Origin of the sequence: Flavobacterium sp. GT3P67 (assembly GCF_004349155.1) — a bacterium.
In the GTDB taxonomy this organism is placed as follows: Bacteria; Bacteroidota; Bacteroidia; order Flavobacteriales; family Flavobacteriaceae; genus Flavobacterium; species Flavobacterium ranwuense.
In genome coordinates this window covers 202708-220622 of record NZ_SMLF01000004.1, presented here as the reverse complement: position 1 = coordinate 220622, position 17915 = coordinate 202708, and the positions used below count along the sequence as shown (strand labels likewise).

Genomic DNA, 17915 nt, shown 5'->3' with positions numbered 1-17915 from the left:
CCGAATATTTAATATAAAGATAAGGTAATACTTTTAGAGATTTGATAAATTATGGCTGTTACAATATAAAAACAAGGAATAGCAATAAAATTTACATTCTATCCATATACCAACTTAATTCTTTTTCTATTTTTTGATATTTAAAAATGGTAGTAATTATTTTTTGCAAGCGTACAAAAGCAGTTTCACTTTTCACTACATAATCAAATGCTTTATGGTGCATACAGTTTATAGCTACTTCAATTTTATCTTGTGAAGACAGCATTACAACTGGAATTTCTGGATTGAAAGCTTTAATTTTATCTAATGTTTCAATTCCGTTCATAGCATTTTCTACGATACCATCAAGTTGATAATCTAAAATTACTACATCAGGATTATTTGAAATATTGTCTATACAGAGTTCTCCTGTAGAATAAGTTTCAACGGTAAAATCAGAATTCTCCAAAAATTCAATTTCTAAAGATTTTAAAAATAACGCATCATCATCTACAAGGAAAATTTTGATTTTATTTTCGTTTTTTGTCATTATGTATTTTTAATTAAGTTAAGTTCTTCTTCTAATTCACTGCAGGCTTGCAAACAAATTTCCTCAAGTTGCTTTACTAAGTCTTCTATTCCTTCTGATTTTTCTTGTGCAAGAGCAAATTCCTGAATTTTTTTTGCAATATTTTCAAAATTAGTGCTGATACCCATTATTGAAAAAGATGGAATCATTTTATGTGCAGCAGCTCCTAATAATGGCCAATTTTCATCTTCTAAACTTTGTTTTATAGTATTAATTAAAGAAGGTGTTTGGGATAAATAAAGCGATATCATTTCCATCATTAATGTTGGATTTGATTTTGTTCTTTGATTTAAATAAACCAAGTCAATACATTTTATTTTTTTCATAGAACTATTAGTATCTTCTAAATTTTCATTAATCTTAGCAGTAAGTTTTGCGAGTTTAGGTTTCTTTAATATTCCAACAATTTTACTGTATAAAAGCTTATCGTCAACAGGTTTTGCAATATAATCATTCATTCCTACCGCTTTGCATTTAGCCAAATCAACAGTTGTGACATCAGCAGTCAAAGCAATAATTGGGATTTTTGATTTCATAGTATTGCGAATGTATTCTGTAGCTTCAAATCCATTCATTTCGGGCATTTGCAAGTCCATGAGAATAATGTCATAGTAATTTTCTTTTAGTTTTTCGACAGCTATCTTACCATTTTCGGCAATATCTCTGGCAAAACCAAAATCATCCAGTAATGTTTTCATTAACAATTGATTAAGAGGAATGTCCTCTACAACCAATACTTTAATATTTTTTATTTCAGTATCCAATTCCATCATCTCATTTTCTAATTCTGCATCAGAATTTGTTTTTTGAAAACTTAATGTAAAACTAAACGTGGAACCTTCTTCAACGATACTTTTTACTCGAATACTTCCACCTTGAGGTTCTACTAATTGTTTTACTATAGCCAGGCCTAATCCTGTTCCGCCATACAATCTTGAAGTACCGCTAGAAGCTTGTTGGAAATTTTCAAATATTTTTCCTATTTTTTCTTCGGGGATACCAATTCCGGTATCAGTTACGGCAAATTCAATAATTAATTTGTCTTCTTCCTCGTGTAATAAACGAACACTTACCGTAATTTTTCCTTCTGTAGTAAATTTTACGGCATTACTGACCAGATTTAAAATAATTTGATGCAAACGAACGGGATCACCTATAAGAACATCAGGAATATTGTCGTCATATTCCTTAACTAATCTTAAATTTTTTTCTAAAATTTTTGTTTCAAATAAATGAAGCATCGCTGATATGGAAGATTTCATTTTAAAAGGTGTTTTTTCAAATGTCATCTTACCGGCATCTACTTTTGCCAAATCGAGTATGTCGTTTATGAGTACGATTAAAGCGTCACCACTCATTTTAATTGCGTTTAAATATTCTTTTTGTTTGGCTGTCAAATCTGTTTTTAAGACCACTTTTGTAAATCCGATAATGGCATTCATCGGTGTACGAATTTCATGGCTCATATTCGACAAAAATTGTTGCTTTGCTTTTACTGCATTTTCCGCTAAAATAGTTGCATTTTCCGCTTTTATTTTTGCCTCTTCTGCAATTTCGGTGGTTAATTCCGCAAAAATTTTAGCTTCAATTAATTCTGTTTCAATTCTTTTTTGATTGGTCACATCTCTGGCAACAATAACTGCTCCCAGCACATTCCGTTTATCATCTTTATATACTGAGCCATTGAATAATACATGAATCAATTTGCCATTTTTATGGCGAAGGATTAATGGAGAATCTGCAACAAATCCTTTTTCAAACACTTTTTGATATACTTCACGAGCCTTTTGTGGTTCAGTGAAATAATCAAAAAAATCGGTTCCTATTAATTTCGGACGTCCTATACCCGTTACTTTTACCGATGCATTATTCATATCGGTTATTTTTCCTTCTGGGCTAATTGCAAATAAAGGGTCATGACTTGCTTCTATAAGACTAAGAGAATATTCAGAAAGTAATTTTTGGGCTGTAAGATCGGTATTAAGTTTTTTCAGTTGTTCTGCCTGAACTAATAATTCCTGATTTTTCTTATGCAAATCCACAAAAACCGCCACTTTTGCTTTTAATATTTCAGGCGAAATCGGTTTAATCATATAATCAACAGCACCAGCCTGATATCCTTTGAAAATTTGTTGAGAATTATGCATGCTGGCCGTTAAAAAAATAATAGGAACATGTTTAAGTTTTTCGATTTGGCGAATTAATTCTACGGTTTCAAAACCATCCATCATCGGCATTTGTACATCGATTAATATGATGGCAAAATCTTGTTGGTGCAGCAGAATTTTTAAGGCTTCATTACCTGAATTTGCTTTAACACATAAATAATTTTCATTAGAAAGTATTATTTCTAAGGCAAACAAATTTTCGGGCAGATCATCGACCAATAAAATTTTAACGGGGCAATTTATTTTCATTTTTAATTGTAAAATAAAAGTTTGAATGTTGAGTATTCATTAACGAATAGTAAAATACCAACAAAAAAATGTAACTTAAATGACATCGGTGATATAACGCCTTTGTCTTATTGTTTTATTATTTACTTAACCATACGCGCATCAATGATAACAGGCGTTCTACATCAATAGGTTTAGTGATGTAATCGTTCGCACCAGCATCAATACATTTTTGTTTATCGTCTTTCATCGCTTTTGCGGTAAGGGCAATTATAGGTAAGTTTCTGAATTTTATCTGAGATCGTATTCGTTTCATTGCTTCGTAGCCATCCATTTCCGGCATCATAATATCCATTAATACCAGATCAATGTCAGTATGCACCTCCAGCATATTTAATGCATTCTTCCCGTTTTCTGATTTTATGACTTCCATTCCACGTTCTTGTAATATTTTGGATAATGCAAAAACATTTCGCATGTCATCATCAACCAATAATATTTTTTTTGAATGAAATATAGCTTCTTTATCATGCAAATTATTAATAATCATTTGTTTTGATTTCGGTAAATTGCTGATGGTTCGGTGAAGGAAAAGAGCAGTTTCATCCAGCAATCGTTCTTCGGATTTTATCCCTTTTATAATAATGCTTTCCGCATATTTGTGAAGCAGATTATTTTCTTCTTTTGTAAGCTCTTTTCCGGTATAAACAATAATAGGGGGTAAGTTATGACCTTTTATGTCCTCCAGTTTATGGATAAGTTCAAAGCCAGTCATGTCAGGCAATCCAATGTCCAGAATAATACAATCGATATGCTTCTGTTCAAACAATTCCAAAGCTTCTTTTCCTGTTGCTGCTTCATAACATTTTACATCACCATTACCAATGAGTACTTTCATTGCTTTTCTGGAATTTTCACTGTCTTCAATAATCAACAGGTTTTTTATTTTTCTATTCACAAAATTTTCAATTCTGTTAAAAGCTTCTTCCAGACCATCTTTAGATATCGGTTTCATTAGATATTCTACTGCACCTTCTCTGATTGGTTCCAGCGAACGGTCATTTGCAGAAATAATATGCACCGGTATATGCCTTACGGAAGGATTTACTTTTAATTCATGTAATACTTGTTTCCCATTGATTCCTGGCAAACCCATATCGAGAATGATTGCTTGAGGTTTGTATTTTGAAGCAAGCAATAGACCATCTTCTCCAGAAGAAGCCGACAAACATTTGAATCCTTTTTTGTTGGCTTGTTTTAAAAGTATGGCAGCAAAATTTTGATCATCTTCAATAATGAGAACTATTTTATCATCTGTGTTTATTGTATCTCTATCATCTTTTATGGTTGGATAATTTAGATAGTTGATCTTATTTTCGGAGCGTGGTGCATACGAAATAGGTTTCAAAGGAATTTCATTGACTGACTCTTGTCTAGGGTGTATTTCCAATGGAATAATGAGTGAAAAAGTGGATCCTTTGTCTAAATTACTTTTTACTTTTATTTCTCCTTCGAGTAATTTTGCAAGTTCCCGTGAAATAGAAAGTCCTAATCCTGTACCGCCATATTTTCTGGAAGTACCGCCTTCGGCCTGCTGAAAAGCTTCAAATATGGCTGTCTGTTTGTCTTCTGATATTCCAATTCCTGTATCAGCAACAGAAATGTTCAAAGTAGTGTCCGTATTTGGGTCCATACGTATAATTACACTTCCTTTTTCGGTGAATTTTATAGCATTAGATAAAAGATTTTTTAATATCTGATTCAAACGTTGTGAATCGGTGTGGATAAATTCGGGTAAACCTGCGGCCAATTTGCAAAGTATCTTCAATCCTTTTTGTTCCGCCTGATGTTTAAAATCGCGAAGGAGATTATCTGTAAAGTTTTTCAGTGATACTTTTTCAATATTTACCGCCATTTTTCCTGCTTCAATCTTGGAGAGATCCAACACTTCATTAATTAACACAAGAAGGTCATGTCCACTTTTATAAATTATTTCAGCACTTTCAACCTGAACATCATCCAGGTTTTTCTTTCTGTTTTCTGACAAATCTTTGGATAGAATAAGCAAACTATTAAGTGGTGTTCTCAACTCATGCGACATATTTGCAAGGAATTCAGATTTATACTTGCTGCTAATTTCAAGTTGTTTTGTTTTTTGTTCAATGTTATTTTTTGAGGCTTCAACTTCTTTGTTTTTCTCTTCTAATGACTGAGTCTGTTCTTCTAATTCTTCATTGGTCATTTGAAGTTCTTCCTGCTGCTGTTTAAGATTTTGCGCCTGTTGCTCTAACTCTTCATTCAGTTGTCTGAGCTCTTCCTGCTGTATTTGAAGTTCTTCCGCTTGATTCAAAAGCTCTCTGTTTGCAAAACTTAACTCTACAGCTCTTTTTTCTTTCTCGTCATTTTGATAAGCCAGTTCTTTGTTGGCTATTCCTAGCTCAGCTGCTCTTTTTTCTTTCTCGTCATTTTGATAAGCCAGTTCTTTGTTGGCTATTCCTAGCTCAGCTGCTCTTTTTTCTTTCTCATCATTTTGATAAGCAAGTTCTTTGTTGGCTATTCCTAGTTCTGAGGCTCTTTTTTCTTTCTCACCATTTTGATAAGCAAGTTCTTTGTTGGCTATTCCTAACTCTGTTGCTCTTTTTTCTTTCTCATCATTTTGATAGGCAAGTTCTTTGTTAGCAATTCCTAATTCTGCTGCTCTTTTTTCTTTCTCGTCATTTTGATAAGCCAGTTCTTTGTTGGCAATTCCTAACTCGGCTGCCCTTTTTTCTTTCTCGTCATTTTGATAGGCTAGTTCTTTGTTGGCAATTCCTAACTCGGCTGCCCTTTTTTCTTTCTCGTCATTTTGATAGGCTAGTTCTTTGTTGGCAATTCCTAATTCTGCTGCCCGTTTTTCTTTCTCATCATTTTGATAGGCTAATTCTTTGTTGGCAATGGCTAATTCTGCGGCTCTTTTTTCTTTTTCTTCAGCTTGTTGAACCGTATTAACGCTGATAGCGATACTGTTCATGGAAACACTGATGAATTCCTTCTCTGTTTCATTAAAATCAGTAAGCTTACCTATTTCTATTACGCCTATGGTTTTACCTTCAAGCAAAAAAGGAGTTATGAGCAAATTTTTTGGTTTTGCGTCTAGAACGGATGAAGTAATGCGTATTTGATCTTCGGATATATCGGTTAAAGAAATTTGTTTTTGTTCCCAAGCGGCCTGGCCAATTAATCCTTCATTTAATTTAAAATTTTCCTTAGTGTCTTTAGCAGCTGAAAAGGCAAATTTACCGCTGAGTGTCAGGGTATTTTCTTTGTCATTAAATAGGTAAACAGCTCCTATGTTTGCTTTCAGATACGTACATAAAAAACTGATGGTATTGTTTGCCAACTGTGCTATACTTTGGTCTCCTATTAATTTTTCATTAAGTTCTGAGTTGCCTGTTAGCAACCAGTTTTTATTAGCATTTTCTGATTCGGAGCTTTTAAGGGCTTTTAAATTTCCAGCAACTATAGTGTATACAACGATAAGAATCATAACAATGATTAACAATAAAACAGCAAAAACAATATTGAACCTGCTGGCATCGTTTTCACTGATTTGTATTCTTTCGGCAAGTAAAGTTTGTTCTGATTCCTGTGCTTTATCAATTGTTTTTCTTATCTCGTCTTGTAATTGTTTTCCTTCTCCTGATGCAACAAATTCTCTGGCTTTTTCAAAATCCTTTTTGCGAAGGACGATGCTTTTGTTTAAATTATCAAAACGCAACTTGAGCTGTTTTGCTAGTTCCTCAATGTTGCTTTGCTGTATGGGATTGTCTTTGGTTAATTCCTTTACTTTATCAAGCTGTTCGATTGCTTTTATATTAGCAGATCTAAAAGGGTCCAAAAAATCGGCTTCGCCTGTAATGACATAACCTCGTACGCCTGTTTCTGCATCAACGGAAGACATCAGTATTTGTTCAAATTCATATAATACCTTATTGGAATTATTCACCAAGGCATTTGAAACCACAAATTTTTCACTGTTTTTAAAAGAGAAAATCGCAACTCCTAAAAGTACAAAGGCACAAGCAATAAATCCTAATACTATTTTTTTGTCAAGGGTCATTTTTATTTTCTTATTTGTCAAGTTCATTCCGATTATCTTTTTGTTGATCCATTTGTATTAGTAACGCAACGATATCCTCCAAAGATAAAATATAATCCGGTACAATAGCAGCAATTGCTGACTTCGGCATATATGCAGAATCTGCTGTTTTCGGGTCTTGAATAATTGCCAGACCCCCACATTCTTTTATTCGTGTTATTCCTTTTGTCCCGTCATGATTTGATCCTGTAAGAACAATTCCAATTAATTTGTTTTTATAGGCTTCTGCCGCCGATTCAAACAGTACATCAATTGATGGTCTTGCAAAACTTACGCGTTCGTCTATAGTAAGGGAAAATGTTTTATCCTTTTCAATTAGCAAATGATAATTAGGCGGAGCAATATAAATTTTGCCATTTTCAATTTTCTCTTTTTCATCTGCTTCTTTTATTTCAAGAGGACTTTTTTCATTTAAAAGTTTTATCCATTGGCTATCGGAATGCGCCCCTACATGCTGGACTATGATAATTGGTATATTGAAATCTACCGGCAAGGCTGAGAATATAATTTTCAAAGCATTCATGCCGCCAGAAGAGACCCCTATTACTATTGCTTCATAATACATTTTTAATATTTCTTTTTAAATATTCGTTGTTTTGTGTCCAACTCAATATATTCCTCATACAAATCGGTAAACTGTAAACTTTCTTTGGAACCCAAACATAAAACGCCTCCATTGATGAGGCTATTGTAAAAAAGAGTCTGGACTTTGTTTTGTAAATTTTTATCAAAATAAATCAGCACATTTCTGCATAATATCAAGTGTACTTCAGCAAATACACTATCGGTTACCAAATTATGATTGGCCCAAACAATATTTTTTTTCAATGATTGATTCATAATGACGTTATCATAACTGGAAGTATAATAACTGGAAAAAGATTCTTTTCCTCCCGACAATTGATAATTTGAAGTGTATTCTTTTATCATTTTGTTCGAAAAAATCCCATCTTTTGCACGGTTCAAAGCCATCTGGTTAAAATCAGTAGCATAAATGGTAGTTCTGTCATACAAGCCTTCTTCTTGCAAAAGGATAGCCATAGAATAGGCTTCTTCTCCTGTTGCACAGCCTGCATGCCATATTTTTATAAATGGATACGTTTTTAAAATAGGGATAACCTTTTCTCGCAATGACCTATAAAAGGCAGGATCACGAAACATTTCGGTTACTGTTATTGATAAATCCTGTAAAAGTTCGGAAGCAAATGGTTCATCATTCAGCACCTTGGATTGCATTTGAGAAACATCTTCGAATCCCGATACCGCCATTCTATTCATAACCCTACGCCTGATATGGGCTTGGGAATACTCTCTGAAATCATAACCATACTTCCGATAGATAGCTTCCAATAGCAATGAAATTTCCAAATCTGATGTGTCTTTATAATGCATTTTTTTTAAAACAATTTTAGTTTTAATTCTGACCAAATCTGGAGTGATTAATCTAAATCTATTAATTAAATTTAAACAAAATTATAATGTGATTAGGAATAAAATTTACATTCTATCCATATACCAACTTAATTCTTTTTCTATTTTTTGATATTTAAAAATGGTAGTGATTATTTTTTGCAAGCGTACAAAAGCAGTTTCACTTTTCACTACATAATCAAATGCTTTATGGTGCATACAGTTTATAGCTACTTCAATTTTATCTTGTGAAGACAGCATTACAACTGGGATTTCAGGATTAAAGGTTTTAATTCTATCTAATGTTTCAATTCCGTTCATAGCATTTTCTACAATACCATCAAGTTGATAATCTAAAATTACTACATCGGGATTATTTGATATATTGTCTATGCAGAGTTCTCCAGTGGAATAAGTTTCAATGGTAAAATCAGCATTCTCCAAAAAATCAATTTCTAAAGATTTTAAAAATAACGCATCATCATCTACCAGGAAAATTTTTATTTTATTTTCGTTTTTTATCATTATGTATTTTTCATTAAGTTAAGTTCTTCTTCTAATTCACTACAGACTTGCAAACAAATTTCCTCAAGTTGTATTACCTTCAGTGCTAATAGTGACAAAAGGATCTAAACTGGCTTCAATCAAACTTCTGGTATATTGCGTGCTTGCTTGTTCTTTCCATTTTAATGATTTGTATCATTCGAATTGCCAATTTCTTCAATCGGATTGCGCCTTTTATCTTTTAATTGCTTAAAATGGGAAGGAGAGAGACCGGTAACTTTTTTGAATTGACTGGATAAATGCGCAACGCTGCTATAGTTCATTTTCCAGGCTATTTCAGTGATATTTAATTCACCATAAATAATCAATTCCTTTATGCGTTCCGTTTTATGGGAAATTATAAATTGTTCAATTGTAGTTCCTTGCACTTCCGAAAATAAGTTGGATAGATACGTGTAATCGTGATTTAATTGTTGACTCAGATAATCAGAAAAATTAATTTTAATATTTTCAGTTGAATGATGAACCATCTGAATAATTACATTTTTTATTTTTTCGATTAGCATGGATTTCTTATCATCCATTAATTCAAGTCCAGAATCTAAGAGTACCGTTTTTAATCGTTGTCTCTGATCCATAGAAATGGTTTCCATAATTTCAACTTCGCCTAAATCAACAACAATGAAGTGTAGTCCAAGTTTTTTCAATTCCTCTTTTACCGCCATTTTACAGCGATTACTGACCATGTATTTTATGTATAGTTTCAAATTATTTTTTTTAACAGATTATGTAAAAATCGAATAAATTTTATCAAAAGGACTTATATAACTAATTTTTTTATTTGTATAATTCACACATTATTAATTTAATAATATAGCGTTCGAAGAAAAAATAGGTAATTGAAAAAGGGCTGATTTTATGACAGATTTATCGAGTCGCTATTTATATGTAAATAAATTTAAAAATAAACAGCGAGAAAGAAGGGTGATTTGAGTTTTAATAAAAATCACAGTATTGTTGAACTGTAATAATTTTGAAATACGGGCAATAAATTAATACATACAAAACATTATAAAAATGAGTTGTTTGGATACAACATTTTACAAAAATTATTCCGTGAATAGTTTTCTTTTGAATTACTTTTTATTTTATGAATTCAGTTCTATTACTTGAAATTATTTCATTGGGAAAGGAGTGACCCAATCTAATGATTTAATGGAGGAAACTTTATTTTCTTCATTCATTGAAACACGAAGTTCTTTATTGGCTACTTTTTTTGAATACAGTGCTTTATAGCGAAAAATAGTTGTTCCTTCAAAATTGTTTTTATAGATTTCAACTAATTGAAGATCTATAAAAGTCCCATAATATTGGCGGAATCTGGTGCAGGTTTTTGTCAATCTTTCCTCTGTAGTGTTTTGAATTACTGATGCTGTCGCTTCACTCTGGTTGAAAGGCTTGAATTTTGAGGTATTACACGTCATTAAAACTCTCTTCCCTAATTCATACGCTTTATTCTTTTGACTTTCGTTAACTTCGGATATACCAAGTTTTTCAATTTTAGCTTTTTCTGGTTCAGTGGTTGTCAAAACCTTTTTTGATTTACATCCAATGAGCAGAAGAATACTAAAGACAATAATTATTTTTTTCATGTTTATATAATTTTTAATAAGATATTAGGATCAGGACAATTTTCTAAATAATAATCCAAATCGCTTTTGGTACAAACTCCTGGGTAATCTCCAAAATTATCTCCGATGTTTTTTATAATCTGAAAATGTAAATGAGGTGAATAATCCCCATTCACGGAAGCATTTCCTAAAGTCGCTATTTGTTGCCCTTTTTTAACAATGCCGCCAATTTCAATAGCACCGATACTTTCTAACGAAAGATGCCCGTATAAAGTATAAAATCGCTGATTTTCTATTTTATGTTCTAAGATAATAGTTGGGCCATAATCACCTAGACCAGTATTATAATTAAAACTATGTATAAATCCGTCAAGTGCCGCTAATACTGAAGTTTCAGCTTTAATCCATAAATCTAAACCAATATGGATATTTCGTTCTTCTGTTTTAGAATCGTTAAAAATTTCACTTCGTTTATACAAATCTCTAACTTCGTTATAACCTCCAAAAGCTACTTTTACATTGTTTTCGTCTAAATAGCTTTCAATGTATTTTTCAAAATCGCTTGCATTATCAATATTGTGTTTTCTAAAAGCTTCATTTGTAATGGATAAATCCAAAGGGATATATTCGTTGTAATCAATTGATTCGCCTATCACTTTTACGTTTTGGATGTCTTTTAAGATAGTTTCCAGTACTGTCATATTTTTGTAAATTTTTATAAATTCTAAATTTAAAATAAAATAGGCAAACTTTGAAAGTTTAGAGTAGCATTATAACTTTTAATTGTGAAAACGAGTTTTTTTTGATTACCCAAATTAGAAACAAAGTAAGGATGCCTTTTAAATATATTTTATGATTATATTTTTATAGCATCTATTCTAAAAAGGTTGTCACGCATTACAAATATTTGTGCTAAAATATAATTTTGTGTCGTAACAAAAAAGCCAGACAAAAAATGAATTTTGTCTGGCTTTTTAATAATTTAAGATGTTTTAATACAAACTTGGATATTTCGAAGGATTAACCTCATGCATCATTCCGTATACTTTTTCAAAAATATCTTCTGCGGAAGGTTTTGAGAAATAGTCTCCGTCAGTTCCATAAGCAGGTCTGTGTGCTTTTGCAGTCAAGGTTTGCGGTTTACTGTCTAAATAGTTATAGGCGTCTTGTTGCTCAATAATTTGTTGTAAAATATAAGCAGAAGCCCCACCCGGAACATCTTCGTCAATTACTAATAGACGATTTGTTTTGGCAATACTTTTTACTACATCTTGATTCACATCAAATGGAAGCAACGATTGCAAATCGATAATCTCACAATCAATACCTACTTCCAGAAGCTCATTTGCTGCTTGTTGCACTAATCGCAACGTAGAACCATAGGAAACGAGTGTGATATCAGTTCCTTTTTTCAACGTTTCCACGACCCCAATTGGAGTTTTGAATTCTCCGTAGTTCAAAGGCATTTTTTCTTTCAATCGGTAGCCATTCAAACATTCGATAACTAAAGCAGGTTCGTCACATTCTAACAAACTGTTATAAAATCCGGCTGCTTGCGTCATGTTTCTTGGAACCAACACATGAATTCCTCGGATGGCGTTTATGATCATTCCCATAGGAGAACCGGAATGCCAGATTCCTTCTAAACGATGACCACGAGTACGTATAATTAAAGGGGCCTTTTGTTTTCCAACGGTTCGATATCGCAACGTAGCCAAGTCATCACTCATGATTTGAATGGCATATAGTAAGTAATCCAAATATTGAATTTCGGCAATAGGGCGTAAGCCTCTTAATGCCATTCCTATACCTTGGCCTAATATGGTTGCTTCACGAATTCCAACATCGGCAACACGCAACTCTCCATATTTTTCCTGCATTCCTTCTAAACCTTGATTCACATCTCCGATGGCTCCGGCATCTTCACCAAAAATCAATGTTTCAGGATATTTTGTAAAAATAGCATCAAAGTTATCACGTAAAATCATGCGACCGTCCGTATCTTCTTTAGCATCTTCAGGATATACCGGTAAAACTTTTTCTACAGAAAATACATTTAAATCTGTTTCTGAAAATAAGTTGCTGCTAAAATTCTTTTGAGTTTTAGTCGTATATGATGTGATCCAATGCGACAATTCTTCTTTACTGTTTCCGTTCAGTAATAAACGCAATACTTTTCGGGCAGTAACCAGAATTTCTTTTTTCAAAGGTGATTTAATACTATTTAAATCAGATGTGAATTGTAAAATCAGGTCTTTGTTTTTACTGGTTTCGGCAATTTTTTGTAATAAAGTGACAAGTTCTTTTTGCTCTTCAACGATAGGTTCAATAAATGCATTCCAAGCCGCTTTTTTGCCTTCTAAAACATCTTTTTTGGCTTGAACATCAATAGCATCAATATCTTCTGGCGAAGCAATATTGATGGCAATCATCCATAATTTCATTTGACGGATACAATCAAAATCTTTCTCCCATGCCAAACGATTTGCGTCTTTATATCTTTCATGGGAACCTGAACTGGAATGTCCTTGTGGTTGTGTCAATTCATTTACGTGAATCAGGACAGGAATGTGATTTTCACGAGCAATATCAGCTGCTTTTTCATACGTAGCAATCAAGTCAGCATAATCCCAACCTTTTACTTTTAGTATTTCAAAACCATTAGTGTTTTTTTCTTTTTGGTATCCTTTTAAAATCTCAGAAATATTTTCTTTGGTAGTTTGGTGTTTTGCATGGACAGAAATTCCATATTCATCATCCCAAACACTCATAACCATAGGTACTTGTAATACACCTGCAGCATTTATGGTTTCAAAAAATAAACCTTCAGATGTACTTGCATTTCCTATAGTTCCCCATGCAATTTCATTTCCTTCATTAGAAAAATTAGCTGCATTTGGTATTCCGGAAACTTGTCTGTATATTTTTGAAGCTTGAGCAAGTCCTAATAATCGAGGCATTTGCCCGGCTGTAGGAGAAATATCAGCACTAGAATTTTTTTGTTTTGTTAAATCTTTCCAAGAACCATCTTCATTTAAACTATGCGTGGCAAAATGACCACCCATTTGTCTTCCTGCCGACATGGGATCTTGTTCAATATCGGTGTGACCATATAATCCGGCAAAGAATTGTTGGATAGTTAATTCACCAATAGCCATCATAAAAGTCTGATCGCGATAATATCCTGAACGGAAGTCACCATTTTTGAAGGCTTTTGCCATTGCTAGCTGTGGCACTTCTTTTCCATCACCAAAAATGCCAAATTTAGCTTTTCCAGTCAATACCTCTTTACGTCCTAAAAGACTGCATTCTCTGCTGATTATAGCTAATTTATAGTCTTTCAACACCTCGATTTTGAAATCTTCAAATGTCAATGTAGTATTGGTTTTTTCTTTTATCATAATTGAAAAGTATAACTTTGTGTGGCAAATTTACTTAAAAACTAGCTATTTTCATAGTTCATTGAAAAAATAAAATTAAATTATTTCGATTTATTCTAATAAAAAGAACTTTATTTTTTTACTATGTGTAATTTTGTTTGTATTTTAATGAGAATAGTTTAATAAATGATGATAATTGTTTTGGATTAGAACCATTTTCGATTAAAAAGATTGATTAATGTTTTAGGGGAAAAAGTAACCATAAATCGTACTTTCTCATTATAATTATTTTGTGCTATTTCCCATCCATTGTTAGAATATATAGGAAAATACAACTCAAAGTAGTCTGTGACGAGATTGAGGCGAATACCGCTGTCGTATAAAAACTTTGCATTTTGGTTTTTATTTTTAATAAAACCAATATCTCCATAAATTTCTATCCAGTTCCATACGCTCACACTTGCATTTAAGCTGGTAATCCATCTATTAGCGTATGGCGTATTCATTTTTGATTTAAAGCCACCTTCTGCCATTATGAATTGTTGACTGTAAAAACCAGTGCTTTCTGATCGTCCAAAGTAATTATAATCAAACAAATAATCGGTAGGCCTGTCGGATGCGAAACTAAAAAAATCAGTTTCAGTTTTATTGTATAAAAAACTTCCCGCATAGAATCGTAAATTAATTTGGCGATTGTTTTCAAAAAGCTTTCTATATTCTATTTCGCCGGTAACTTTTCCAAATTTTCCCGAGATTTGAATATCGGAACTAAAATTGAAATGATTCGTTACTTCCGTTTTTGTATTCACATAGCGTGCATCAAAAATGGAATAATTGGATGGAGAGTTGTCCATTGCAAAAGCGCTTTTTTCTCTGTTTACAATAACTTGTCGCAAGAGAATCAGTTGTTTTCTGTTGTCTCTGAAATTAGGCTCCCGAATTCGCAATTGAACCATAGGATTTAGTCTAAAGTAAGAAGCATCTTGCGCATAATGAAAGTAAGAGCCGCTAATAGAATATTTTACATTGTAAAGCGTGCTGTTTCGATAATTTTGATTGACTGCAAATGAAGCTGCCCCGGATAAATTATTGGATTTAGTAGAGTAGGACGGATTGATGTCAAATGTGAAAGGCTTCTCTAAAATAGTTTTATTATGCAATCGTAATCCTGGAGTTATTCCGTCGTATAAATTATAATATATAGAAGGAACGTATAAAACTTGATTGTAATACGGATCCTCTAAATCTTTCAAAAGCACAAACTTAACCGGACGGTTATTCGGAAAAAAACCATCCAGTTTTTTCCAGTTATTTCTTAAATTATATTCAGGGACTTCATTTTTTAAATTTAAAACAATTTTATCAACACCCTTTCTTTGTATTGTAAAAGTGCTGTCGCGTTCTTGAATATCCAGCCATTGTTTAAAAACAACTGCGCCTTTTTTTGTGCCATAAACAGGAATAGGAATAGGAGCTCCTGTTTTGTTTTTAACTGAAAAAGTGATACTGTCTTTGGTTTTTGTTACGCTCGAAAATTTATAATCAATAATAGCTCTGGAATTAATAATGGTATTAAAAAACCAGTTAATGTCTTTATCTGTATTTGATTTTAGTATGGTTTCAAAATCAGTTCTGGAAACTTGTTTTATCTGATTTTGATTGTAAAATTGTCTTATACTGGTTGTAACTGCATCATTTTGTAAATAATCATCCAAAAACCGAATACTTAATCCCGCACGATATTTACTGGCTATTTGTTCATTAAATTTTATTAAAGTGTTTTTAGGATCTCCAAGCGGTTGGTCCAGATTTTTTCGAGCCATCAGCATATAGAAATAACTATACTGTTCGTTAAAACCAATAGTAGCAATATTAAAACTATTCAATAGTCGGATATTAGACAAACTCCCCATCATTTTAGTGTTGGGGTGATTTTCATCCATATATTTCATCATGGCATAGACCTGCAAACCATCATAGATCCAGTTGTCTTTTCTGGGGTCTAATTGTAAACTTGTTTTTAGGTATTCATTCAGATAGGTTTTCAGAAATTTAATTTCAAAAAGAAATTCATCTGGAAACGGACTTATAAAAGAAGGAAGTTGATTCAATCCATAAAAAGGATTTCTCTCGTAATCCGTTTGAGAAACAATAATTTTTTCATGAGGATATTTTCCAATTAAATCGTTTGTAAAATTCACAACTCGATCTATTACAATCGCTTTTTGAATAGTATTCAATTTATTGTTTCTCAAATCTGTGACTACTTCAACAGCACTATTTTTATAACTTTCAAAATGGGTTTTTGGTTCTATTATCACGCTAAAATTAGTTCTGTTATTCCCAGATAATTTATAGTTTAAATAAGTTTCATTAGCGGTTGATTTAATGCTTTTTAAATCAGAAATGGCTTCGAAGTTTTTAGGTGTTTTTAAATCAATTTCAAAGCTGGAATAGGCATTGGCGATATCATCTAAATTAGTATTGCTGTACCGTAAGAAATCATGGTTTTCATAACGGGCTGGCGTAAGAAACCAGTTTTTAAGATGTATAGTTCCGTTATTATTGTACCCATATTTTGTAAATTTATCGCTGGGTATTTTAGTGACATAAGTAAGGTGTAAAACGATTTTCTGATTCGGAAGTAAATTCTCAGTTAATTTAACTTCAATTAAATCTGGATTTTTATCTGTTCTTTCCCAAAACAAAACTGATTTATTTACAGCTAAAATGGTTACATTTTTCGTACTTCCACGTTCTTCTTCTTTGGCTAAATGGAAACCTCTAAAAAACTCATCAGAAAAGCGTTTGGCTAAAGGGGTGTTTTTATTTGAAAAAGCATTGTTCCAATCATTCAATACAATCGAGGTTAAGGTATCATCTGACTGATTGAAAAAAATAATTTGTTGTTGAATTTTTAAAGTTTTATTCTCCGCATTTAACTCTGCCTTTATATCAGAACGATGTTGTGCATATTGTTTTATTGAAAGCAATAAAACAAGAGTGTAAAGCGTAATTTTAAAGAATGAGTTCAAGTTCTGATCTTAATTTTATTAAAAAAATAAATATACTTTTTTTTTTAGATTAAAACACTATAAAAACTGCCTAATTAACATAAAAAAAGCTATCAATTAGACAGCTTTTTTGTTAAAAATTTGGAGTTAAATCGTATTTTTTATAGAATTTATCCAACACATCAACCACTTCATCTTCGGTGTCAACTATTTTAAATAAATTCAAATCTTCAGGGCTTACCGTATGTTCTTTTTCTATTAAAACCGTTTTTATCCATTCGATTAATCCGGCCCAAAAGCTGGTACCCACCAATATTATTGGGAATCGTGCAATTTTTTTAGTTTGAATCAACGTCATTGCTTCAAACAATTCATCCATCGTTCCAAAACCACCCGGCATCACCACAAAACCTTGGGAATATTTGACAAACATCACTTTTCGAACAAAGAAATAATCAAAATTCAGGTTTTTATCGCTGTCAATATACGGGTTAAAATGTTGTTCAAAAGGCAGTTCAATATTCAATCCCACTGAGGTTCCTCCGCCAAGATGTGCGCCTTTATTTCCCGCTTCCATAATTCCTGGACCACCGCCAGTAATCACGCCATAACCGGCTTTACTGATTTTATAGGCAATTTTTTCTGCCAATAAATAATAAGCATCTTCGGGTTTTGTTCTTGCCGATCCAAAGATGGTAACACACGGACCTATGCGTCCCATGCTTTCATAACCGTTTACAAATTCGGCCATAATTTTAAAAATTGCCCAACTATCATTGGTTCTAATCTCGTTCCAAGTCTTTCTCTTCAGTCGGTCTTGGATTACTTTATCCTCGTCATTGTCAAAATCTTCTAATCTCATATTATTTTATTT

The 17915-nt window shown here is 32.4% G+C and carries 12 protein-coding genes; all 12 read right to left on the bottom strand.

The genetic code is table 11. The annotated features are described in order from the left end of the window. Positions 1-91: 91 nt before the first annotated feature. Positions 92-529, bottom strand: coding sequence for a response regulator (locus E0H99_RS09040; RefSeq protein WP_131994090.1), 438 nt, complete (start codon positions 527-529; stop codon positions 92-94). Beyond that, positions 529-2985, bottom strand: coding sequence for a response regulator (locus tag E0H99_RS09035; RefSeq protein ID WP_131994087.1), 2457 nt, complete (start codon positions 2983-2985; stop codon positions 529-531). The genes E0H99_RS09040 and E0H99_RS09035 overlap by 1 nt, the downstream gene beginning before the upstream one ends. A gap of 118 nt (positions 2986-3103) precedes the next feature. Then, positions 3104-7090 carry a response regulator gene (locus E0H99_RS09030; RefSeq protein WP_131994084.1) on the bottom strand — a complete coding sequence of 1329 codons (3987 nt, stop codon included), beginning with the start codon at positions 7088-7090 and terminating at the stop codon, positions 3104-3106. After that, entirely contained in the window at positions 7074-7667 is a 594-nt protein-coding gene (locus E0H99_RS09025; protein ID WP_131994081.1) for a chemotaxis protein CheB, read from the bottom strand. Before E0H99_RS09025 ends, E0H99_RS09030 begins: the two co-directional genes overlap by 17 nt. A 2-nt stretch (positions 7668-7669) precedes the next feature. Beyond that, entirely contained in the window at positions 7670-8494 is an 825-nt protein-coding gene (locus E0H99_RS09020) for a CheR family methyltransferase (RefSeq protein WP_131994078.1), read from the bottom strand. 105 nt (positions 8495-8599) lie between these two features. Continuing rightward, the gene (locus E0H99_RS09015; protein ID WP_131994075.1) at positions 8600-9037 is read right to left on the bottom strand and encodes a response regulator; all 438 of its coding nucleotides are present in this window, start codon (positions 9035-9037) and stop codon (positions 8600-8602) included. 161 nt (positions 9038-9198) lie between these two features. Continuing rightward, a complete protein-coding gene (locus E0H99_RS09010) occupies positions 9199-9762 on the bottom strand; it encodes a helix-turn-helix domain-containing protein (protein ID WP_131994326.1) in 564 nt (187 codons plus the stop codon). A gap of 429 nt (positions 9763-10191) precedes the next feature. Continuing rightward, the gene (locus E0H99_RS09005; RefSeq protein ID WP_131994072.1) at positions 10192-10668 is read right to left on the bottom strand and encodes a hypothetical protein; all 477 of its coding nucleotides are present in this window, start codon (positions 10666-10668) and stop codon (positions 10192-10194) included. Between the two features lie 2 nt (positions 10669-10670). Continuing rightward, positions 10671-11348, bottom strand: a complete 678-nt coding sequence (locus E0H99_RS09000) for a peptidoglycan DD-metalloendopeptidase family protein (protein ID WP_131994069.1) — start codon at positions 11346-11348, stop codon at positions 10671-10673. A 291-nt stretch (positions 11349-11639) separates the two neighbouring features. Beyond that, positions 11640-14048, bottom strand: coding sequence for a thiamine pyrophosphate-dependent enzyme (locus E0H99_RS08995; protein WP_131994066.1), 2409 nt, complete (start codon positions 14046-14048; stop codon positions 11640-11642). Between the two features lie 185 nt (positions 14049-14233). Then, on the bottom strand, positions 14234-16981 hold the full coding sequence (locus E0H99_RS08990) for an aminopeptidase (RefSeq protein WP_131994323.1): 2748 nt from the start codon (positions 16979-16981) through the stop codon (positions 14234-14236). Between the two features lie 193 nt (positions 16982-17174). Then, on the bottom strand, positions 17175-17903 hold the full coding sequence (locus tag E0H99_RS08985) for a TIGR00730 family Rossman fold protein (RefSeq protein WP_131994063.1): 729 nt from the start codon (positions 17901-17903) through the stop codon (positions 17175-17177). Positions 17904-17915: the final 12 nt, after the last annotated feature.

Excerpts from the sequence above, each read along its gene's own strand:
- E0H99_RS09040 (WP_131994090.1), bottom strand. The coding sequence starts at position 529 with ATGACAAAAAACGAAAATAAAATCAAAATTTTCCTTGTAGATGATGAT.
- E0H99_RS09000 (WP_131994069.1), bottom strand. The coding sequence starts at position 11,348 with ATGACAGTACTGGAAACTATCTTAAAAGACATCCAAAACGTAAAAGTG.
- E0H99_RS09035 (WP_131994087.1), bottom strand. The coding sequence starts at position 2,985 with ATGAAAATAAATTGCCCCGTTAAAATTTTATTGGTCGATGATCTGCCC.
- E0H99_RS08985 (WP_131994063.1), bottom strand. The coding sequence starts at position 17,903 with ATGAGATTAGAAGATTTTGACAATGACGAGGATAAAGTAATCCAAGAC.
- E0H99_RS08995 (WP_131994066.1), bottom strand. The coding sequence starts at position 14,048 with ATGATAAAAGAAAAAACCAATACTACATTGACATTTGAAGATTTCAAA.
- E0H99_RS09025 (WP_131994081.1), bottom strand. The coding sequence starts at position 7,667 with ATGTATTATGAAGCAATAGTAATAGGGGTCTCTTCTGGCGGCATGAAT.
- E0H99_RS09010 (WP_131994326.1), bottom strand. The coding sequence starts at position 9,762 with ATGGTCAGTAATCGCTGTAAAATGGCGGTAAAAGAGGAATTGAAAAAA.
- E0H99_RS09005 (WP_131994072.1), bottom strand. The coding sequence starts at position 10,668 with ATGAAAAAAATAATTATTGTCTTTAGTATTCTTCTGCTCATTGGATGT.
- E0H99_RS09015 (WP_131994075.1), bottom strand. The coding sequence starts at position 9,037 with ATGATAAAAAACGAAAATAAAATAAAAATTTTCCTGGTAGATGATGAT.
- E0H99_RS09020 (WP_131994078.1), bottom strand. The coding sequence starts at position 8,494 with ATGCATTATAAAGACACATCAGATTTGGAAATTTCATTGCTATTGGAA.
- E0H99_RS09030 (WP_131994084.1), bottom strand. The coding sequence starts at position 7,090 with ATGAACTTGACAAATAAGAAAATAAAAATGACCCTTGACAAAAAAATA.